Annotated in this window: 16 protein-coding genes; 7 read left to right on the top strand and 9 right to left on the bottom strand. The window is 72.7% G+C overall.

Translation table 11 applies throughout. From position 1 onward, the window contains the following. Positions 1–52: 52 nt before the first annotated feature. The 4 genes from ACIGDI_RS08700 to ACIGDI_RS08685 all read right to left on the bottom strand — a co-directional run bounded on the left by ACIGDI_RS08700 (position 53) and on the right by ACIGDI_RS08685 (position 4117). Positions 53–220, bottom strand: a complete 168-nt coding sequence (locus ACIGDI_RS08700) for a hypothetical protein (RefSeq protein ID WP_203237772.1) — start codon at positions 218–220, stop codon at positions 53–55. Between the two features lie 116 nt (positions 221–336). Beyond that, complete coding sequence (locus ACIGDI_RS08695) at positions 337–1125, bottom strand: SigB/SigF/SigG family RNA polymerase sigma factor (protein WP_200702624.1); 789 nt, start codon at positions 1123–1125, stop codon at positions 337–339. 188 nt (positions 1126–1313) lie between these two features. After that, positions 1314–3461 (bottom strand): MMPL family transporter, encoded by a 2148-nt coding sequence (locus ACIGDI_RS08690; protein ID WP_399892561.1) that lies wholly within the window; start codon positions 3459–3461, stop codon positions 1314–1316. Positions 3462–3607: 146 nt separating this feature from the next. Further along, positions 3608–4117, bottom strand: coding sequence for a MarR family winged helix-turn-helix transcriptional regulator (locus ACIGDI_RS08685; protein WP_399892558.1), 510 nt, complete (start codon positions 4115–4117; stop codon positions 3608–3610). A 92-nt stretch (positions 4118–4209) separates the two neighbouring features. Between ACIGDI_RS08685 and ACIGDI_RS08680 the strand changes: the two genes are divergently transcribed. The 3 genes from ACIGDI_RS08680 to ACIGDI_RS08670 all read left to right on the top strand — a co-directional run bounded on the left by ACIGDI_RS08680 (position 4210) and on the right by ACIGDI_RS08670 (position 8708). Next, positions 4210–5739 (top strand): SDR family oxidoreductase, encoded by a 1530-nt coding sequence (locus tag ACIGDI_RS08680; protein ID WP_399892555.1) that lies wholly within the window; start codon positions 4210–4212, stop codon positions 5737–5739. A 78-nt stretch (positions 5740–5817) separates the two neighbouring features. Continuing rightward, positions 5818–7191, top strand: coding sequence for a cryptochrome/photolyase family protein (locus ACIGDI_RS08675; RefSeq protein ID WP_399892551.1), 1374 nt, complete (start codon positions 5818–5820; stop codon positions 7189–7191). 11 nt (positions 7192–7202) lie between these two features. Then, complete coding sequence (locus ACIGDI_RS08670) at positions 7203–8708, top strand: cryptochrome/photolyase family protein (RefSeq protein WP_399892548.1); 1506 nt, start codon at positions 7203–7205, stop codon at positions 8706–8708. 13 nt (positions 8709–8721) lie between these two features. On the opposite strand, the gene ACIGDI_RS08665 is transcribed toward ACIGDI_RS08670, so the two are convergent. Next, a complete protein-coding gene (locus ACIGDI_RS08665; RefSeq protein WP_399892545.1) occupies positions 8722–9966 on the bottom strand; it encodes an NAD(P)/FAD-dependent oxidoreductase in 1245 nt (414 codons plus the stop codon). 359 nt (positions 9967–10325) lie between these two features. Continuing rightward, a complete protein-coding gene (locus tag ACIGDI_RS08660) occupies positions 10326–11372 on the bottom strand; it encodes a MerR family transcriptional regulator (RefSeq protein ID WP_399892542.1) in 1047 nt (348 codons plus the stop codon). Positions 11373–11518: 146 nt separating this feature from the next. On the opposite strand from ACIGDI_RS08660, the gene ACIGDI_RS08655 reads away from it, so the two are divergent. Together ACIGDI_RS08655 and ACIGDI_RS08650 are read left to right on the top strand one after the other, a co-directional pair. Continuing rightward, positions 11519–12154 carry a sigma-70 family RNA polymerase sigma factor gene (locus ACIGDI_RS08655; RefSeq protein WP_399892539.1) on the top strand — a complete coding sequence of 212 codons (636 nt, stop codon included), beginning with the start codon at positions 11519–11521 and terminating at the stop codon, positions 12152–12154. Positions 12155–12258: 104 nt separating this feature from the next. Next, complete coding sequence (locus ACIGDI_RS08650) at positions 12259–12699, top strand: hypothetical protein (RefSeq protein ID WP_399892536.1); 441 nt, start codon at positions 12259–12261, stop codon at positions 12697–12699. Positions 12700–12794: 95 nt separating this feature from the next. Here ACIGDI_RS08650 and ACIGDI_RS08645 read toward each other — a convergent pair whose 3' ends face one another. The 3 genes from ACIGDI_RS08645 to ACIGDI_RS08635 form a co-directional block, all read right to left on the bottom strand. Then, positions 12795–13562 (bottom strand): ArsR/SmtB family transcription factor, encoded by a 768-nt coding sequence (locus ACIGDI_RS08645; protein WP_399893009.1) that lies wholly within the window; start codon positions 13560–13562, stop codon positions 12795–12797. A 44-nt stretch (positions 13563–13606) separates the two neighbouring features. After that, positions 13607–14125 carry a GNAT family N-acetyltransferase gene (locus tag ACIGDI_RS08640; RefSeq protein ID WP_399892533.1) on the bottom strand — a complete coding sequence of 173 codons (519 nt, stop codon included), beginning with the start codon at positions 14123–14125 and terminating at the stop codon, positions 13607–13609. Positions 14126–14229: 104 nt separating this feature from the next. Then, positions 14230–15684, bottom strand: a complete 1455-nt coding sequence (locus ACIGDI_RS08635; RefSeq protein WP_399892530.1) for an APC family permease — start codon at positions 15682–15684, stop codon at positions 14230–14232. Positions 15685–15824: 140 nt separating this feature from the next. Here ACIGDI_RS08635 and ACIGDI_RS08630 point away from each other — a divergent pair, with 140 nt between their 5' ends. Then, positions 15825–17009, top strand: coding sequence for an ROK family transcriptional regulator (locus ACIGDI_RS08630; protein ID WP_200702442.1), 1185 nt, complete (start codon positions 15825–15827; stop codon positions 17007–17009). A gap of 166 nt (positions 17010–17175) precedes the next feature. Further along, positions 17176–19881, top strand: a complete 2706-nt coding sequence (locus tag ACIGDI_RS08625; protein ID WP_399892527.1) for a glycosyl hydrolase 2 galactose-binding domain-containing protein — start codon at positions 17176–17178, stop codon at positions 19879–19881. Positions 19882–19912: the final 31 nt, after the last annotated feature.

Genomic DNA, 19912 nt, shown 5'->3' with positions numbered 1-19912 from the left:
GCGGAGTGACCGTGGGTGGACGGGCCGCGTGACGCGGCCCGTCCACCCACGGTCAGTCCTCGTCGCCCGCCGGCACCACCACGAGGAAGGCGTCCGACTTCAGGTCCATGACGACCGTCGCGGACTGGCCTTCCGCGCGGCGCTTGGCCGCGTACTCCTCTGCCGGCCACGATCCGCGAGGAGCTCCCGCTGGAAACCGCTCCAACACCTTCGCGCCCATAGCCGCAGACACCTCCACATTCAGCCTCGGTCTCGGACCATCCCTTTCGTACAGTGCGCCTGCCCGCTGCGCGCGCCGACATGTCCGATGCGGTGAAGAGATTTGTCGATAATCCGTCAAACGGCTCCGCCCAGCCGGCTCCGCAGCCCGGCGAGGGTCCGGCTCAGCAGCCGGGAGACGTGCATCTGGGAGATGCCGAGCTCGGCGCCTATCTGGCTCTGCGTCATGTCGTGGAGGAACCGCATGGTCAGGATCCGACGCTCGCGCTCGGGCAGGGCGGCGAGCAGCGGTGCGAGGGTGACCAGGTCGTCCGTCCGGCCGAGGGCGGGGTCCTCGGCGCCGAGCCGGTCGGCGATGTCGGTGCCGTCCTCGCCGGACCCGAGGGGCGCGTCGAGCGAGACGGCCTCGTGGCCGTCGGCCGCCTGCAGCCCCTCCACCACCTCCTCCTCCGACAGACCCGTGCGTTCGACGAGTTCGCTGACACGGGGCGAGCGCCCCTCGGACTGCTCGAACGCGACGACGGCCTCACGCAGCACCCCGCGGCACTCCTTCAGCCGCCGCGGTACGTGGACGGCCCAGGTGGTGTCTCGGAAGAAGCGCTTGATCTCACCCACGACCGTCGGCACGGCATAGGCCTCGAAGCCGAAGCCGCGCGTCGGGTCGAACCGGTCGATCGCCTTGATCAGGCCGATGGTGCCCGCCTGCAGAACGTCGTCGCTCATCTCGCGCCGGGCCGGGAAGCGCCGCGCCGCGTGCCGCACGATCCACATGTTCAGCTCCACGAGCGTGTTGCGGACGTACGCGTACTCGGCGGTTCGCCTCTCCAGGGAGCGCAGGCGCTCGAACAGCGGCCCGGACCGGGCCCGGGCGTCCCCCGGGCCGAGCTCGGCGTTCTGCAGGCGCACGGTTCACTCCTCGGTCGATACCCCGGCCGGTCGGGGTGTCGCTTCCTCTTCGCCGCGGCCGGCCGTGGCGGATGCGGTTCCGTCCGACCTGGGCCCTGTCGTCAAATTCCCGTCGTCCGCCCGCAGGGCGGGCCCGGAGGCGCCTGGTGCGTGCGATCGCAAGGCGCCGGAGCGTCCTAATAGCGGAGCTATTCGGGCGCTCCGGCAACGCCGCGAGCGTGCGTGCCAGGCACCTCCGGGCAGGCGGGAATTTGACGACAGGGCCCAGAGCGCCACAGCCGCCCGGGCCACCAGGCGACGGCGCCCAGGTCCCGGACCAGGGCGGGCACCAGGAGGGAGCGCACCACGAGCGTGTCGAGGAGCACGCCGAAGGCGACGATGAAGGCGATCTGGGCGAGGAAGGCGAGCGGGATCACCCCGAGGGCGGCGAAGGTCGCGGCGAGCACCACGCCGGCCGAGGTGATCACTCCGCCGGTGCCGACCAGACCGCGCAGGACGCCCTCCCGCACCCCGTGCCGCAGGGACTCCTCCCGGACCCGGGACATCAGGAAGATGTTGTAGTCGACGCCCAGCGCCACCAGGAAGACGAACCCGTACAGCGGCACCGAGGGATCGCTGCCGGTGAAGCCGAAGACGTGCCGGAAGACCAGGGACGACACGCCCAGGGTGGCGAGGAAGTTGAGGCCCACGGTGGCCACCAGCAGGGCGGGCAGCAGCAGGGAGCGCAGCAGCAGTGTCAGGATCACGAAGATGATCGCGAGGACCACCGGGACGATCAGGGTGCGGTCCCGTTCGGCGGTCCGCAGGGTGTCGTACTGCTGGGCGGTGTAGCCGCCGACCAGGGCCTGCGCGTCCGGCACGGCGTGCAGGGCCTTCCGCAGCCGGGCCACGGTGTCCTTGGCGTTGTCGCTGTCGGCCGCGGAGTCCAGGGTGACGTCGACGCGTACCCGGCCGTCGACGATCTTGGGGGCGCCTCCGGGCCGCCCGGACGCGGTGACCCCGGCCGCGGAGGCGACGCCCTCGGTGCCGCGGGCCGCCGCGAGGACGCGGTCGACGCGGTCGGCGTTCGCGATGACGACGGTGGGGTTGCCCGAGCCGCCGGGGAAGTGCTGGGCGAGGGTGCTCTGGGCGGACACGGACGGTGCGTCGTTGACGAAGGTCTCGTCGAGCGGGACGCCCTTGGAGGCGAGGGTCGGGGCGAAGGCGGCGCAGACCACGAGGGCGGCCAGGCACACCGCCCACACCTTGCGGGGCGCCCGGTCCACCACGGCGGCGACGCGCCGCCACACGCCGTGGCCGCCGCCCCGGGCGCCGGTGGGGCGGGGGGTCGCGGGCCAGTAGGCGGCCCGGCCCAGCAGGACGAGCACGGCGGGCAGGAACGTCAGCGAGCTGAGGACGGCGCAGACGATGCCGATGGCGCCGACCGGGCCGAGCGCGCGGTTGTTGGTCAGGTCGCTCAGCAGCAGGGCGAGCAGTCCCAGGGCGACGGTCGCGGCGCTGGCCACGACGGCGCCCCAGGACTGCCGCAGCGCGGCCCTCGCGGCGGCGTACCGGTCGGCCCGCTCGGCCAACTCCTCCCGGTAGCGCGCGGTGATCAGCAGGGCGTAGTCGGTGGCGGCGCCGATCACCAGGATGGACAGGATGCCCTGGACCTGGCCGTCGACGCGGACGAGGTCGTGGTCGGCGAGCGCGTAGACGACCGCGCAGGCCAGCCCCAGGGCGAACACGGCCCCGACGATGATCATCAGGGGCAGCAGGACGCTGCGGTAGACGAGCAGCAGGATCACCAGCACGGTCACCAGGGCCACGGCCAGCAGCAGGCCGTCAATGCCGGCGAAAGCGTCGGCCAGGTCCGCCTGGCTGGCGGCCGGTCCGGCCAGCTGGACCGTGCTGCCGGGCACCCGCTCGGCGACCGCGCGCAGCCGGTCGAGGGTGTCCGGCAGCCGGTCGCCCAGGTCGGGCCTCAGCTGTACGACACCTTCGAGGGCCTTGCCGTCCCGGGAGAGGAGCGCGGGAGACACGTCACCGACCACGCCGGACACGTCGGACAGGGAGGCGAGCGCGCGTCCGGCGGCGGCCTGGCGGTCCCGTACCGGACCGCCCTCGTCGTCGGTCCAGACGACGATCGCGGGCAGCGTCTGGTCCTGCTGGAAGGCCCGCTGCTCGCCGATCACCTTCGTGGACTCGGCGCTGCGCGGCAGGAAGGCGGCCTGGTCGTTGGTGGCCACCTCGCCGAGCCGTCCGGCGAAGGGGCCGAGGGCCCCGCCGATGCCGAGCCAGACGACGAGCAGGAGCAGGGGTACGACGAAGCGGCCCCGTCGCGGGGTCAGGGACATGACTCTCCAAGCTCCTCGGTATCTCAATGAAAAACAATCTCAATGATTGAGATAAGTCGCCTCGATCGTAAGTGACGCCCGATCTTCCGTCGCGGGAGCCTCGCCGGATGCACCGGTTTTCGCGGCAGTGTTCAGATGCTGGTCGGTCAGTCGCCGGGAGACCGGAGCGGAGCCAGTTCCTCGTTCATCGCCGCCAGGAAGCGCAGCACGACCGAGAGTTCCCCTTCGCTGAACTTCCCGCAGGCCGCCTCCGCCGCCTTCGCGAGCGGCCGGAAGTAGGTGCGGGCCGCGGCCCGGCCGTCGGCCGCGTAGTACAGGTGCACCACCCTGCGGTCGGCGCTCTCCCGGACCCGCCGGATGTGCCCCGCGCGTTCCAGCCGGTCGACGCAGGCGGTGACCGCACCCGAGGTCAGCCCGAGATGCTCACGCAGACGGCCGGGCGTCATCGGCTCCTCGGCGTCCAGGATCGCCGCGAGGGCCTGGACGTCCGTGGCGTGCAGCCCCTGCTCGCCCGCGAAGCCGTGCGCCAGACGGTTGATCTCGCCGTTCATCCGGCGCAGCTGCACGGCGAGGGCATGCAGGTCGATCCCCTCGGGCAGCGCCCCGTCGGGTCCCGGCGCCACCGCTCGCTGCTCCCGGTCGTCTGCTCTGGCCACGCGATCAGCCTATAGAAGCGCCCGCCCGCATCCGATCCCGCCGCCACCGTGGAAGTGATCACAGGGACACCGACACGAAGGGCCCGGAGCAGATGAACGCTGACCACGACGGACCGGGCTTGCGCTGCCTGGTGACCGGGGCGACGGGATACATCGGCGGCAGGCTGGTGCCGGAACTCCTCGCCGAGGGGCACCGGGTGCGCTGCCTGGCCCGCTCCCCCGGCAAACTCCGCGACCACCCCTGGGCCGGGCAGGCGGAGGTCGTGCGCGGCGACGTCACCGACGCCCACTCCGTCGCCGAGGCCATGCGCGGCATCGACGTGGCCTACTACCTGGTGCACGCGCTCGGCTCCGGCGGCGACTTCGAGGACACCGACCGCAAAGCGGCCCGCATCTTCGGCGCGGCGGCCCGGGAGGGGGGCGTGCGGCGCATCGTCTACCTCGGCGGTCTGACACCCTCGCAGGTACCGGAGAGCGAGCTGTCGCCGCACCTGCGCTCGCGGGCCGAGGTCGGCCGCATCCTGCGGGACTCCGGTGTCCCCACCACCGAACTGCGCGCCGCGGTCGTCATCGGCTCCGGTTCCGTCTCCTTCGAGATGCTGCGCTACCTCACCGAGCGCCTCCCGGTGATGATCACCCCGAGCTGGGTGCGCACCCGGATCCAGCCCGTGGCGGTACGGGACGTGCTGCGCTACCTCGTCGGCAGCGCCCGGATGCCGGCCGACGTCAGCCGCGCCTTCGACATCGGCGGACCGGACGTGCTGACGTACAAGGACATGATGATGCGCTACGCGGCCGTCGCCGGACTGCCCCGTCGCGTCATCCTTCCCGTGCCCGTGCTCACCCCCGGCCTGTCCAGCCACTGGGTCGGACTGGTCACCCCGGTCCCCGCGTCGATCGCCCGGCCGCTGACCGAGTCGCTGCGCCACGAGGTCGTCTGCCACGAGCACGACATCGCCCGGTACGTGCCCGACGCCCCCGGCCGGCCGATCGCCTTCGACGAGGCGGTACGGCTGGCCCTGCAGCGCGTGCGCGACGCCCAGGTCACCACCCGCTGGTCGTCGGCGTCGGTGCCCGGCGCGCCCAGCGATCCGCTGCCCACCGACCCCGACTGGGCGGGCGGCAGCCTCTACACCGACCGGCGGGAGCTCGTCGTGGACGCCTCCCGCGAGGCGCTGTGGCGGGTGATCGAGGGGATCGGCGGCGACAACGGCTGGTACTCCTTCCCGCTGGCCTGGGCGGTCCGGGGCCGGCTGGACCGGCTGGTGGGCGGCGTGGGTCTGCGCCGGGGCCGGCGGGACGCGGCACACCTGCGCACCGGCGACTCGCTGGACTTCTGGCGCGTGGAGGAGATCGAACCTGGCCGTCTGCTGCGGCTGCGGGCCGAGATGAGGCTGCCGGGACTGGCCTGGCTGGAGATGTGCGCCGACACCGACGACGAGGGCCGCACCCGCTACCGCCAGCGGGCCCTGTTCCACCCGCACGGGCTGCTCGGCCACGCCTACTGGTGGAGCGTCTCCCCCTTCCACGCGGTCGTCTTCGGCGGCATGGCCCGCAACATCGCGCTCACCGCGTCGCGCACGCCCACCACACCCAAGAGGGAAAACGCACCGAGCCGTTGACAGCCGCATCCGCCGCGTCCACCGCGCCGGAAGCACCTGATCGGCCGTCCACCACTCGCCGCCCCGGAGAGAAGCACCATGAACGTCTCGGTCGTCCTGTTCACCGCCGACCTGCGCCTGCACGACCATCCCCCGTTGCGCGCCGCCTGCGAGGCCCAGGCGGTGGTACCGCTGTTCGTGCGTGACGAGGGCGTCACCGGGGCCGGGTTCGCCGCGCCCAACCGGCTGGCGTTCCTCGCCGACTGCCTGCGCGATCTCGACAGCGGACTGCGCGAGCGGGGCGGCCGGCTGATCGTGCGCTCCGGTGACGTCGTCGACGAGGTGTGCAAGGTGGTCGCCGAGACCGACGCCGACGACGTCCACATGGCCGGTGACGTCAGCGCCTACGCGCACCTGCGCGAGCGGCGGCTGCGCCGCGCCCTGGAGGCGGAGGGGCGGCGCCTGCACGTCCACGAGACGGTGACCACGGCCGTCACGCCCGGCGCGGTCACGCCGGCCTCGTCGGACCACTTCGCCGTCTTCACCCCGTACTTCCGGCAGTGGGCGCAGACGCAGCTGCGCGACACGCTCGCCGCGCCGCGCACCGTCCGCGTCCCGGACGGCATCGGCTCCGAGGAACTGCCCACCCGTTCCGGACTGTCGGGGCTGTCGGAGGGCCTGGCGACCGGCGGGGAGGCGGAGGGCCGCAGGCGTCTGGCCGCCTGGCTGCGCGACGGGGTCGCCGCCTACGAGGACCGCCACGACGACATGGCCGGGGACGCAACCTCCCGGCTCTCGCCCCATCTGCACTTCGGCACGCTCTCCCCGGTCGAGCTGGTCCACCGGGCGCGCAAGGTCGCCGGCCCCGGCGCCGAGGCCTTCGTACGGCAGGTCGCCTGGCGCGACTTCCACCGCCAGGTCCTGGCCGCCCGGCCCGCGGCCGCCACCGCCGACTACCGCACCAAGCACGACCGTTGGCGCTCGGAGCGCACCGCCCGCGAGGACGTCGAGGCCTGGAAGGAGGGCCGCACCGGCTACCCGGTGATCGACGCGGCGATGCGCCAGCTGCGGCACGAGGGCTGGATGCACAACCGCAGCCGGCTGCTGACCGCGAGCTTCCTGTGCAAGACCCTGTACGTCGACTGGCGCGTGGGCGCCCGGTACTTCCTGGAGCTGCTGGTCGACGGCGACATCGCCAACAACCAGCTGAACTGGCAGTGGATGGCGGGCACCGGCACCGACACCCGCCCCAACCGGGTCCTCAACCCCGTCACCCAGGCCAAGCGTTACGACCCCGACGGCGCGTACGTCCGCCGCTGGGTCCCCGAACTCGCCGGGCTGGACGGCCCGTCGGTGCACGAACCGTGGAAGCTGCAGGGCCTGGACCGTGCCGCCCTCGACGGCTACCCGGGCCCCCTCGTCGAACTCTCCGAGGGCCTCGCCCGCTTCAAGCGGGCCCGCGCCCGCGACTGAGGAGCCCTCACATGGCCACCCCCCACTGGCTGTTCGGCGACCAGCTCGGCCCGCACTTCCTCAACCCGGACGACGGCGGACCCGACCGCGGCGCACCGGTCCTGATGATCGAGGCCCGGTCCGTCTTCCGCCGCCGGCGCTTCCACCGCGCCAAGGCGCACCTCGTGCTGTCCGCCATGCGCCACCGCGCCGCGGAACTCGGCGACCGGGTGACGTACGTGAAGGCGGAGACGTACCGCGAGGGACTCCAAAAGGCCTTCCCTGAACGGTCTCTGACTGTTCATCACCCCACTTCCCGGGCCGCGCTGCGGCTGGTGTCGTCGCTGCCCGACGTCACCGTGCTGCCCGCGCGCGGCTTCCTCGTCCCGCACACGGACTTCCGCGCCTGGGCCGACGGCCACGGCGGACAACGGCTGCTGCAGGAGGACTTCTACCGCTGGGTGCGACGCGGGCACGGCCTCCTGCTGGACGGTGACGCCCCCGCGGGCGGACGCTGGAACCACGACCACGACAACCGGGAGCCGCCGCCGAAAGGGGCGAGGACACTGGGCGCCCCGGCACCGTACCGGCCGCGCGAGGACGACCTGGACGCGGAGGTCCGCCACGACCTGGACCGCTGGGAGCGCGACGAGGGCATCCGATTCGTGGGGCGCGACGGCCCCCGCCGGTTCCCGGCCACCCGCCGCGAGGCACTGGCCGCGCTCGCCCGGTTCGTCGAACACCGGCTGGCCGGCTTCGGCCCGCACGAGGACGCCGTGCTCGCCGGCGACCCGGTGATGAGCCACAGCCTGCTGTCGTCCTCGCTCAACCTCGGACTGCTCGACCCGCTGGAATGCGTCGAGCGCGCCGAGGACGCCTGGCGGTCCGGGGCCGCGCCCGTCAACAGCGTCGAGGGGTTCGTACGGCAGATCGCCGGCTGGCGCGAGTACGTGTGGCAGCTGTACTGGTACTTCGGCGAGGACTACCGGCACCGCAACGCGCTGCGCCACCGCGCGCCGCTGCCCGAGTGGTTCCTGGAACTGGACGCCGGCGCGGTCACCGCGCGCTGTCTCGCCACGGTCCTGGCACAGGTGCGCGACACCGGCTGGACGCACCACATCCCGCGCCTGATGCTGCTCGGCAGTCACGCCCTGCAGCGGGGCTGGGACCCGGCCGCGGTGACCGACTGGTTCCACCGCTGCTTCGTCGACGGCTACGACTGGGTGATGCTGCCGAACGTGGTCGGCATGTCCCAGTACGCCGACGGCGGGCGCATGACCACCAAGCCGTACACCTCGGGCGGGGCGTACGTGAACCGCATGAGCGACCTGTGCGGTCCGTGCGCCTACCGGCCGACCGACCGCGTCGGCGAGGCGGCCTGCCCGTTCACGGCCGGCTACTGGGCCTTCCTGCACCGCCATCGCGGCCTCCTGGAACCCAACCCGCGCATGACCCGGGCGGTGCGCGGCCTGGACCGCCTATCAGACCTCGACGAACTCCTGCGCGAGGACAAGCGCCGAGGCGACGGTCCGCCCTGAGGTCCCCGGCGCGTCAGGCGCGGTGCAGGTCCCGCAGTGCCTCGCGGGCCGCGCGCGCTCCTGAGGCGAGGGCTCCCTGGACCGAGCCGGTGGAGCGGTGGTCGCCGCACACATAGCGGCCCCGGCCGACACGGGTGCCGCGGCTGAGCGGCTGCGGAGGCGGCATCGCGGGCAGCGCGTCCTGGATCGTGCGGCTGGTCAGCAGGTCCCAGCCGTCGGTGTCGCCGTCGTACACCTCGGCGAGTGCCTCGCGCACCGCCGTCTCCCGCTTCTCGGCGTCCCTGCCGAGGACGGAGGTGGCCACGAGGGCGGAGCCGGCGGGCGCGTAGTCCGGGACGACCTCGCTCAGCACGCACGTGTTGAGGAAGCGGCGGCGCTCGTCGACCAGGAGGGTGGGCTCGGCCAGCGGCGGGCGCGGCGCCACGTGGTAGTACGTGGTCACCGTCCGGTAGTCGGGCAGGTCCAGCCCGGGCAGCAGGTGTGCGGCCGGGCCGGGCCCGGTGGCCACCACCACCGTGCGGGCGGGCAGTTCGGTGCCGTCGGCCGTGACGGCGCCCTCGTCCGTCAGCCCGGTCACGGCCGTCTCCAGCCGGACGGTGCCGGTCGGCAGCGCCGCCCCCAGCTCGCGGGGCACCGCCCCGATCCCGTCGGTGGGCAGGCACAGGGTGCCGCGCAGCATGCTGCGCCACACGAGATGGAAGAACCGGCTGGACGTCTCCAGTTCGTCCTCCAGGAAGACGCCCGACAGGAACGGGCGGAAGAAGCGCTCGACGAACCCCTCGGAGAAGCCCGCGCCGGCGAGCGCGGTGCGGGTGGTGCTCTCCCGCCCGCGCTTCACCAGGCGCAGGGGCGCGAGCATGTCCCGCGCCGACAGCAGGCCGAGCGCCGCCAGATCACGCGGGCCGGCGAGCCGTCCCGGGAGCAGGTCCGGCAGGGTGCGGGGGCGCCGCGTCGGGTCGCTGAAGCGGAGCCTGCCCTCCGCGGTGTGCACGAGGAACCCCGGCGTGAACGGCCGGAGCCCGAGGTCGCGCAGCGCCAGACGCTGCCGCACCTGCGGGTAGGAGGTGTTGAAGACCTGGAAGCCTCGGTCGACGACAAACCCCTCGACGCGGTCCGAGCGCATCCGCCCGCCCACCGCGTCGGAGGCCTCGACCACGTCGACCTCGAGCCCGGCGGCGAGCAGATCCCGGGCGCAGGCGAGTCCGGCGACACCCGCGCCGATCACGAGGACGTCGGGAGTACGGGCGGGCGCGGGCATGGTGGGCTCCTTGAGTTCGCGGACGTCCGGTCGGCGGTCGTGCTGGTACGCCGGCACACGCCTGTGCCGATGCCTTCCGGTGCCACAGGTTCCCCGGATGCGCCCGCCCGTATCGCACCCGGCGGCCGGACAGAGGTCCCGCGGGGGCCGCTGCGCGGTGCGGGCGCCTGAATGGAGGCTTTCCCGGACGACGGGCCGACCCGGGTCGGGGCTGCCCGTGCCCATCCACCTTGCGGGTCGCCGCAGCTCGGCGGTGCGCGGCCGGAGCCGGCACACGACCGAGCGCGGCTACGGCACCCGCAGGCCAGGCGGGCGACGCCGGACGGACGGCGACACGGATCGGACAGCGACGCGGGCCGTCAGGGGTGTTCGACGGTCGCCTCGCTCCGGTGGGCGCCGGAAAGGAGGTCCAGGGCCTGCGGCAGGGTCTGGGGTCTGGGCAGTCCCCGCGTCGAGGGGCCGGACCAGCCGGGTCCGCCCAGGACGACCAGCGGTCCGCGTCGCGCGCCCTTGACGCCCCACTGGGTGTCGGCCACGTGCCGGGCCAGCGGCAGGCTGGCGGTGGAGCGCGCCTGCGCCCACAGCACCACGGCCGACGGTCCCAGTCGCTGCACCGCCGCGGTGAGCGCCTCCACCGGTACGGCGGCGCCGAACATCCGTGTCGGCAGGTGGACAGCGCCCAGGGCGGCGTTGAGCGCCTCGAGCGCCAGGGTGTGCTGTTCACCGGGGACGCAGGCCAGCACGACGGGCCCGGTGGCCGAGACGTCGCCCTGTCGCTCCGGAGCGGGGGTGTGCCTGCGCAGGGTGGTGGAGACGTGCCAGGACAGCATGTGCTCGACCTCGACGTAGCGGTCGCCGGACGAGGCCCACTTGCGTCCCACGGCGTGCAGCGTCGGCGCCATCACCTCCTGCCAGGCGACGGCGACGCCGTACTGCTCCACGGCGGCGGCCAGTTGCGCCTCGACGGCCGGGGCGTCCAGTCGTACGGCGGCCCGGGCCAGTCCCCGGCACTCCTGGCGCACGTCGCCGAGGGGCAGTGTGCCGGCCGCTTTGGAGGCGCTCGGCGTCGGTGGCCGGACGTGCGCCTCGGCCGTTCCCGGCGGGGTGTCGGCCGTCTCCTTGGCGGCTCGGGCCGCCTCCGCGGGCGGTACTCCCGACGAGGTCAGCCGGCACATCGCCTCGAGCACGGCGACGTCCTGCCGGGTCCAGCGGCGGTGCCGTCCGTCGGCGCGGGCCGCGGGGCCGATGCCGTAACGGCGGTCCCAGGAGCGCAACGTGGTCGGCGAGACCCCGAGCCGCCGGGCCAGGGCACCGGTCGTCAGCGGCACGCCCGCCTCGGTGGCGGCTGACACCTCGCCACCCTCCCCGCCGTGCGGGACATCGCCGTACGCGGCCGCATCGCTCATGGAGCGAGCCTATACGACGCAGAAACGATGCGAGTTGATGACCTTGTTACCGAACTCCCAGCATGGGCGAACCGGCACCCGCTCCGGCGGACGTGCCCGGTCCGCCCGCTCGTCCGCCCGCTCGTCCGACGCGAGGAGCCGCCGTCATGTGCCCACAGCGCAGCACCGTCGCACCGGCCCCCGCGGCAGCCCGCCCCGGGCCCGTACCTTACGCACCCCCGACGGCCCCGGCGGCGGAGTCGCTCGCAGAGGACGAACTCGCCCGCGGGCTGGCCGAGGGCGACGAGCACTGCCTGGAGGCGGCCTACCGTCGCTGGTCGAGCATGGTGCACACGCTGGCCTGGCGCTCCCTGGGCGACGCGAAGGAGGCGGAGGACGTCACCCAGCAGGTGTTCCTCGGGGTGTGGCGCGGAAGCGGGGCCTTCCGGCCGGAGCGCGGCACGGTCGGGGGCTGGATCGTCGGCATCACCAGGCGCAAGATCGCCGACGCGCTCTCGGCCCGCACCCGCCGCCTGGCGGCCGTGGCCTCCGTCGGCTCCTCACCGGACCTGTCCGAGCCCTCGGCGGTGCAGCCCGACGCGGCTCTCGACCGTGTGCTCGTCCTGGACGAGTTGGCCAGGCTGCCGGCTCCCCAGCAGCGGGTGCTGCGGCTGGCCTTCTACGAGGACCTCACCCAGACCCAGATCGCACAGCGCACGGGCTGGCCGCTGGGCACGGTCAAGAGCCATGCCCGCCGCGGCCTGCAGCAGTTGCGGCGGCGGCTGCAGGAGGAGGACTTCTGAGGAGCTGACGAGCTGACGAGCCGCCGCTCGCACCGTTCGCACCTTCTTTCGACGCAGAAACGGTGCGCTGCTGTGAACACACCCGTTCGAGAAGGAGGGGGCGCATGCCCGGCCCGTACCGCATCGGCCATGTACCGCCGGAGCTGCTCGTGACCCTCGCCCTCGACGGGAGCCGGCTTCCCCGCTCCGCGGACGTCGTGGCGGCCGAGGGGCATGTGGCGGAGTGCCTGCAGTGCGCCGACGCGCTGGCCGGGCTGGTGCGGGTCGTCGCGGCGGGCCGGAGCCCCGGGCCGGGCGACGGCCTGACCAGGCGGCCTCCCGCCGCGGTAAGTCGGACGGTCGCCGAGCGGATGCGCGGGGCGGCCGGCACCGCACCCAGGTCCGGCGGGAGACCGTCGGCCGCGCTGCCGGGGCCGGTGGCTCTGCTGGTGGCCTCGGTCGGCGCCGCCGTCCTGGTGCGCCGGTGGCGCGGATTCTTACGGCGCCGCACCGCATCCGCCGGGCGCCCCGCGACGGAAGTAGAGGTGTACCGCGGTACCGGCTGACGGACCGGCGGGCCGGGGAGCTCCCCTCCTCCCCGATGGCCTCCGGGGAGGGTCGGCGCCCCCCGGAGGCCCCTCCGCGGTCCACCGCACCGTCCTCAGTGGCCGGGGACCAGCCACGGCTCCTGCGGCAGCGGACTGCCGGTCTCCAGCAGGGACTTGAGGTTGGAAAGCACCGCCGGCCAGCCGCCCGACACGTCGGACAGAGCGCCCTCGTCCCACAGGTCCTCGTGCGTGACGGTGAGGCGGACGATGTCCTCGTGCGGGGTGATGTCGAAGGTGACCCGGGAGTACGTGTCCTCCTGACCCTCCTTCTGCGGGTCCACCCAGGTGGTGACCAGCCGGGTGGGGGGATCGCTCTCCACCACGGTGCCGACGACGTCGGCGATGCCGGAGCCGTCCGTGCGGACGTGCTCCCAGCGTGAACCCCGGCGCCAGTCCGAGACGTTGCTGTGGCCCCAGTACGAGGCGGTGAGGTCCGCGTCGGTGAGCGCGTCCCAGACTTTCTCGGGCGTGCTGCGGATGTAGGTGACGTACACGAACGTGGGCTTGTCTGTCATGGCTTCCTCGGCTTGTCGTTTCACGGCGGCGAGCGCGCTCAGGCGCGGGCGCTCGAACTTGTCGATCCACCGTTCCTGGATCTCGTGGAGCGGGACCGGGTTGAGGTAGTGCAGCTTCTCCCGCCCCCGCCGCACCGTGCTGACGAGGTTCGCGGCCTCGAGAACGGCCAGATGCTGGGTCACCGACTGGCGTGTCATGTCGATGCGCCCGCACAGCTCGCCCAGCGTCTGGCCGTTGTGCTCGTGCAGCCGGTCCAGCAGCCGCCTGCGCGTGTCGTCGGCCAGCGCCTTGAAGACCTTGTCCATCCCGGTGTCGCTCTCTTCTCGCACACTCAACGTTATGCAGGTAATTACCTGCATGTCAATGAACCCGCCTGTCCGACGGCGAAGGAGATCCACGCGTCCGGCGGGAGTCCGGGCCTGTCCGGCACCGGCCGCGCCTCCTCCGACCAGGCGTCACCGGCGAGTTCGCGGGCGACGCGGCGCCAGAAGCGGACCGCGGCCTCGTTGTCGTACTGGAAGGCGACCTCCCAGGGCCCCGGATGCCTGGCCACGACCTCCCGCACCGCCCGCAGGCCGACGCCTTCCCCACGCGCGCCGCGCACCACGAAGAAGCTGTTCAGCACGCGCACCGGACCGTTCAGCGCGCGGACGAAGGCGAAGCCGGCGGGGCGGTCGTCGCGGAGGAAGAGGTACGGTGCCCAGCCGTCCCGGGTGAAGGCCGCCTCGATCCGGTCGCCGCGGAAGGTGCCGTCCGGGTTCGGCAGCACGCCGCGGAAGCCGGACAGGTCGTGACGGAACATCAGCCACAGCCGCTCCACGACGAGCCGGTCCCGGGCGGTCGCGAGGCGGACGGACAGATCGGGCATGAGGCGCTCCAGAAGACGGTCCGAAAAGGTCCGGACATGCGAAAAGCCTCCCCGGCGGAGCGTGTCCGGCCGGGGAGGCCTGTGAGTTGCGGGAATCCTAGCGCTCAGGCGCCCGCGGGTGCCGCGTCGGGTTCGTCGGCCTTCAGGTACTCCTCGGTGATCTCCTTCGGTCCGAACGGCCACACCTTCTCGAAGCGGGCCCACAACAGGTAGGCGACACAGCCCAGGGCCAGCCAGGCCAGGGACCACTCGATGGGGTGGCGGCCCGGCGAGTTCTTGTCCGCGTAGCCGTAGATCACGCACCAGCCGACGAAGGCGACGATGCTCGGCAGCGGGTAGAGCCACATGCGGTAGGGGCGGCGCAGCGCGGGCTGCCGTTTGCGCAGCACCGTCAGAGCGACGATCTGGGCGAGTGCCTGGACGAGCACCATCACGGTCGTCAGCAGCTGGATCAGGGTCGCCAGGTCGGTGTGCCGGCCGATCAGGAAGCCGACGGCGGTGATCACCCCCATGGTGGCCAGGCCCAGCATCGGGAAGCGGTGGCGAGGGTGGAGCTTGGCGTAGGGGCGGAAGAAGACGCGTTCGCGGGCCGCGTCGTACGGCACGCGGGAACCGCCGAGCAGTCCGGTGAAGACGGAGGCGAACGCCGTGATCAGGATGAGCACGGTGACCGTGTCGGCCGCCCCCTTGCCCCAGGTCTTCTCCAGCACCGCCGAGGCCACCGAGGTGGAGGCGATGTCCTTCGGGTCGGTCATGCGATGCCAGTCGATGACGCCCAGGGTGCCGATCTGCAGCAGCAGGTAGATCGCCATGATGCCGAGGATGGAGAAGATGATCGAGCGGGGCAGGATGCGGCCGGGGTCCTTGATCTCGGCGCCCATGTAGGCCGTGGTGTTGTAGCCGAGGTAGTCGTAGATGCCGATGGTCAGGCCGGCGGCGAAGCCGAGCCAGAAGTGGTTGCTTGCCAGGTCGAAGGCGTGGGCCGGGTAGGTGAAGGCCAGGTGCGCGCTGAAGTCGGTGGCGGCTGCAATGATCACCAGGAAGACCGAGGCGATCATGACCGTCCACATCACGGCGGTGATCCGCGCGATGTTCTCGATGCCGCGCCACAGCAGCAGGACGACGAGCGCGACCATGCCGAGGCCGATCAGGTCGCCCTGGGTCTCCGTCAGATCCGGGGCCAGGTAGCCGAGGTACTGCACGAAGCCGACCACTCCGGTCGACATGATCAGCGGGATGAACAGCATCGCCGTCCACACGAACAGGAACGGCATCAGCCGGCCGGTGCGGTACTGGAAGGCCTGGCGCAGGTAGACGTAGCTGCCGCCGGAGCCGGGCATGGCCGCGCCCAGCTCGGCCCAGACCAGCCCGTCGGCCAGCGCGAGGATCGCGCCCGCGATGAATCCGATCACCGCCTGGGGGCCGCCGAAGGCGGCGACCATCAGCGGGATCGTGACGAACGGGCCGATGCCGCACATCTGGCTCATGTTGATCGCCGTGGCCTGGAACAGGCCGACGCGACGGACGAAGCCACCGGTGGGTGGCGGGCTACCGGACATGAGGGCTCCTGGGGGTGGGTGCGAGGCGGGAGGGTGCGGTACGGCGTGCGGGCCGGTATCCGGTGGCTGACTGGCCGATAAAGTTAAGGAGCCTTACTTGATGCGTCAAGAGGGGAGCCCGTATGCGCGAGAATGGTGCGATGGCCGCCGGTGACGTCGTGGAGCAGCAGGAACAGCCCTGGAACCGGCAGCGGTTGCGCAGCACCAACGAGCGGTTGCTCCTGGACCGGCTGCGCGCGTCCGGCGCCGCGTCCCGGGCGCAGCTCGCCCGCGACACCGGACTGTCCAAGCCGACGGTCTCCAGCGCGCTCGCCTCGCTGGAGTCGGCGGGCCTGGTGCGCGAGGTGGGCACCCACGCACCCGAACGCGGCCGTACGGCGGTCCTGTACGCGCCGGATCCCGCTGCCGGCCACGCCCTCGGCATCGACATCGGACGCAGCTGGCTCCGGGTGGCCGTCGCCGACCTGGACGGCACCCTCGTCGCCCGCTCCGACGTGCGCAACCGGGCGCGCAGCTCGGGCGCTCTGGCCGACCTGGTGGTGACGACGGCCCGCCAGGTGGTCGCCGGGTCGGGCGTGGCGCCCGAGGAGGTGGTGCACGCGGTGGTGGGCACGCCCGGCGTCTACGACGAGAAGCAGCGCCGGGTGCGGTACGCGATGCACCTGCCGGGCTGGGGGCGCGCCGGCCTCTTCGACCGGATGCGCGCGGAGCTGGGCGTCCCGCTGGAGGTGCACAACGACGCCAATCTCGCCGCCCTGGGCGAGTACACCTACGGAGTGGGCGCGGGCAGCAGGCTGTTCGCCTACATCCTGATCGGCACCGGGCTCGGCATGGGCGTGGTCGGCGACGGGCGGCTGTTCACGGGGGCGCACGGGCTGGCCGGCGAGATCGGGTTCCTGCCGTGGCCGGGGCAGCAGAAGCCGGCCCGGCTGGAGGACGCGGTGTCGGGGGTGGCCGTCGTGGAGGCGGCGCGCCGGTTCGGCATGAGCGGGCAGCTCACGGCCAAGGCGGTGTTCGACGCGGCCCGGCAGGGCAACGACGCGGCGGTCAGGGCGGTGCGCCTGGAGGGCGAGCGCATCGCGTACACGGTGGCGGCGGCCGCGGCGGTGCTGGACCCGGATCTCGTCGTGCTGGGCGGCGGAGTGGGCCACAGCGTGGACCTGCTGCTGCAGCCGGTGCGCGACAACCTCCGTGCGCTGACCCCGTTGCGGCCCAGGATCGCGCCCAGCCGGCTGGGCGAGGACGCGGTACTGCTGGGCGCGGTGGCCACCGCCCTGGACACCGCCCGGGACGTGGTGTTCGAGCGCCGCTCGGCCGCCTCCTGAGCAAGTCGGACGTCAGGCAGGGCCGTCTCCTGGCGACTCGGACGTCGGTCAGGGCCGCCTCCTGACCAACTCGGGCGCCGGCCGGGGTGATTGACACACCCTTCACCGGGTCCTAGCCTGCCTCGCGTTAGTAAAGTTTCCTAACTTTACGAGAGCTGGAGCCTCCGTGAACAGACAGCGTCTCGCCACGGCGACCGCGATCCTGGGACTGCTGGGTTCCCTCACCACCGGCGCCTGGACCGGCGGACCGGACCCCGGCCGGCCGGCCCCGCCCACCCGGGTCACCAGGGTCCCCGCAGCGCCGGGCAGCACGACCGCCCTGTCCGGCTACGCCATCCAGTCGACGGCCGAGGTCCCCGACTCCGCGGCCGCCGTCTCCTCCCCCGGCTACCCGGCGACCGGCTGGCACCCGGCCGGCCCGCGTTCCACCGTCCTGGCGGCCCTGCTCGCCGACGGCCTGTACGCCGACCCCTTCTACTCGACCGAGCAGCGGAAGATCCCCAAGTCCGACTTCCAGGTTCCCTGGTGGTACCGCTCCGACTTCACGGTCGCCGACACCTCCGAGCGCACCTACCTCGACTTCAGCGGGGTGATCTCCGCGGCGGACGTGTACGTCGACGGCAAGCGGGTCGCCACCACGAAGGACGTCACCGGCGCCTACACCCACCACGAGTTGGACGTCACCTCGCTGGTCCGCCCGGGGACGAACACCGTGGCCTTCCGGATCCGGCCCAACGACCCGACCAGGAACCTCACCATGGGCTGGATCGACTGGCTCCAGCCCCCGCCCGACGAGAACATGGGCATCGTCCGCGACGTGGTGATCCGCCGGGGCGGCCCGGTCGCCCTGCGCGACGCCCACGTGGTGACGAAGCTGGACGTCCCCTCCCTCGCCTCGGCCGACCTCACCGTCAAGGCGCAGGCCCGCAACGACTCCGACGCCCCGGTCACGGCCACGGTCTCCGGCAGCGTCGGTTCGACGACGTTCACGCGCGCCGTCGCCCTCGCCGCCCACCAGACGAAGACCGTCACCTTCACCCCCTCCGACGTGCCCGGTCTCCATCTGAGGTCCCCGAAGGTGTGGTGGCCCGCCGGCATGGGCGGTCAGCCCCTGTACGACCTGAACCTCACCGCGTCCGTCTCCGGCTCCCCCTCCGACACGGCGCACGAGACCTTCGGCATCCGGGACGTCCGGGCGCCCCTGAACTCCGACGGCGCCCGCCAGTACCGCGTCAACGGGCGCAAGCTGCTGATCAAGGGCGGCGGCTGGTCACCGGACGAGTTCCTCCGCTGGGACCGGAGGTACGTCGAGGACCGTTTGCGGTACGCCCTCGACCTGGGCCTCAACACCATCCGCCTCGAAGGCCACCTGGAACCGGACGAGTTCTTCGACCTCGCCGACCGCTACGGCATCCTCACGCTGCCCGGCTGGGAGTGCTGCGACAAGTGGGAGGGCCAGGTCAACGGCGACGAGCCCGGCGACAAGTGGACGCCCGCCGACTACCCGGTCGCCAAGGCGTCCATGGCCGCCGAGGCCGCCCGTCTGCGCGACCACCCGAGCGTCGCCTCCTTCCTGATCGGCAGCGACTTCGCACCCGACGCGACGATCGAGAAGAACTACCTCGACGCGCTGAAGGCAGCCGACTGGAACACCCCCGTCGTGGCCGCCGCCTCCGACAACTCCTCTCCGCAATCAGGCAGTTCGGGCATGAAGATGACCGGCCCCTACGACTGGATCCCGCCGAACTACTGGTACGCCAAGCGCGAGGGCGGCGCCACCGGCTTCAACTCCGAGACCAGCGCGGGCCCCGACATCCCCACCCTCGACACCCTGCGCCGCATGATGACCCCGGCCGAACTCGACACCCTCTGGAAGGACCCGAGCGCCAAGCAGTACCACCGCTCACCGTCGTCCACCTTCGGCACCCTCAAGCTCTACGACGACGCCCTCACCGGCCGCTACGGCGCCCCGACCGGCCTCACCGACTACGTCAGGAAGGCCCAGCTCGCCCAGTACGAGAACGTCCGCGCGCAGTTCGAGGCGTACGAGCGCAACGCCACCGACGCCGCCAAGCCCTCGACGGGTGTCGTCTACTGGATGTTCAACAGCGGCTGGACGTCACTGCACTGGCAGCTGATGGACCGTTACCTCGACCAGGGCGGGGCCTACTTCGGCGCCAAGAAGGCGAACGAGCCGCTGCACGTCCAGTACTCCTACGACGACCGTTCGGTGGTGGTCGTCGACAACCGGCACACGGCGGCCTCCGGGCTCGGCGTCCGGGCGACCCTGTTCAACCCCGACGGCACCCAGAGGTACGACAAGACAGTCACCGGTGTGAACGTGAGCGGCGACGGCGCCCACACCACCGCGCTCACCCTGCCCTCGTCGGTGAGCGGACTGGCGAAGACGTACCTGCTGCGGCTGACCCTGACCGACGACTCGGGCAAGGAGGTCGGCCGGAACGTCTACTGGCTGTCCACCGAGCCCGACACGCTCGACTGGGCCCACACCGACTGGTACTACACGCCGACGACCGGCTACGCCGACCTGAAGGGCCTGGCCTCGATGGCGCAGGTACCGGTGTCGGTCACCGCGTCGACGGTGTCCTCGGCCGGCACGTCCACGACGACGGTCACCCTGCGCAACACCGGCGGCGGCAGGACGCCGTCGCTGCTGACCGACGTACACCTGGTGGACGCCAGGGGCCGGCCGGTGCTGCCGGTGCGGTGGTCGGACAACGAGGTGAGTCTGTGGCCGGGCGAGTCGGTGACGCTCACCGCCCGCTACCGCACGGCCGATCTGCACGGTTCGGCGCCGCGTCTGCGGGTCTCGGGCTGGAACACGCCCGAGCACACCGTCCCGGCCGCGTGACCGAAGGGGCCCGGCCCGGCGACCGGGCCCC

The sequence above is a fragment of the Streptomyces sp. NPDC085900 genome, from assembly GCF_044540925.1.
Taxonomy (GTDB): Bacteria; Actinomycetota; Actinomycetes; order Streptomycetales; family Streptomycetaceae; genus Streptomyces; species Streptomyces gilvifuscus.
Note: the sequence above shows the minus strand (reverse complement) of the source record. Positions and strands in the feature narration are given on the sequence as shown.

What these genes read in the sequence shown, in the direction of transcription:
- ACIGDI_RS08630 (WP_200702442.1), top strand. Translation starts at nt 15,825, where the DNA reads ATGGCCGCCGGTGACGTCGTGGAGCAGCAGGAACAGCCCTGGAACCGG.
- ACIGDI_RS08675 (WP_399892551.1), top strand. Translation starts at nt 5,818, where the DNA reads ATGAACGTCTCGGTCGTCCTGTTCACCGCCGACCTGCGCCTGCACGAC.
- ACIGDI_RS08640 (WP_399892533.1), bottom strand. Translation starts at nt 14,125, where the DNA reads ATGCCCGATCTGTCCGTCCGCCTCGCGACCGCCCGGGACCGGCTCGTC.
- ACIGDI_RS08690 (WP_399892561.1), bottom strand. Translation starts at nt 3,461, where the DNA reads ATGTCCCTGACCCCGCGACGGGGCCGCTTCGTCGTACCCCTGCTCCTG.
- ACIGDI_RS08635 (WP_399892530.1), bottom strand. Translation starts at nt 15,684, where the DNA reads ATGTCCGGTAGCCCGCCACCCACCGGTGGCTTCGTCCGTCGCGTCGGC.
- ACIGDI_RS08680 (WP_399892555.1), top strand. Translation starts at nt 4,210, where the DNA reads ATGAACGCTGACCACGACGGACCGGGCTTGCGCTGCCTGGTGACCGGG.
- ACIGDI_RS08655 (WP_399892539.1), top strand. Translation starts at nt 11,519, where the DNA reads ATGTGCCCACAGCGCAGCACCGTCGCACCGGCCCCCGCGGCAGCCCGC.
- ACIGDI_RS08665 (WP_399892545.1), bottom strand. Translation starts at nt 9,966, where the DNA reads ATGCCCGCGCCCGCCCGTACTCCCGACGTCCTCGTGATCGGCGCGGGT.
- ACIGDI_RS08645 (WP_399893009.1), bottom strand. Translation starts at nt 13,562, where the DNA reads ATGGACAAGGTCTTCAAGGCGCTGGCCGACGACACGCGCAGGCGGCTG.
- ACIGDI_RS08670 (WP_399892548.1), top strand. Translation starts at nt 7,203, where the DNA reads ATGGCCACCCCCCACTGGCTGTTCGGCGACCAGCTCGGCCCGCACTTC.
- ACIGDI_RS08660 (WP_399892542.1), bottom strand. Translation starts at nt 11,372, where the DNA reads ATGAGCGATGCGGCCGCGTACGGCGATGTCCCGCACGGCGGGGAGGGT.
- ACIGDI_RS08700 (WP_203237772.1), bottom strand. Translation starts at nt 220, where the DNA reads ATGGGCGCGAAGGTGTTGGAGCGGTTTCCAGCGGGAGCTCCTCGCGGA.
- ACIGDI_RS08650 (WP_399892536.1), top strand. Translation starts at nt 12,259, where the DNA reads ATGCCCGGCCCGTACCGCATCGGCCATGTACCGCCGGAGCTGCTCGTG.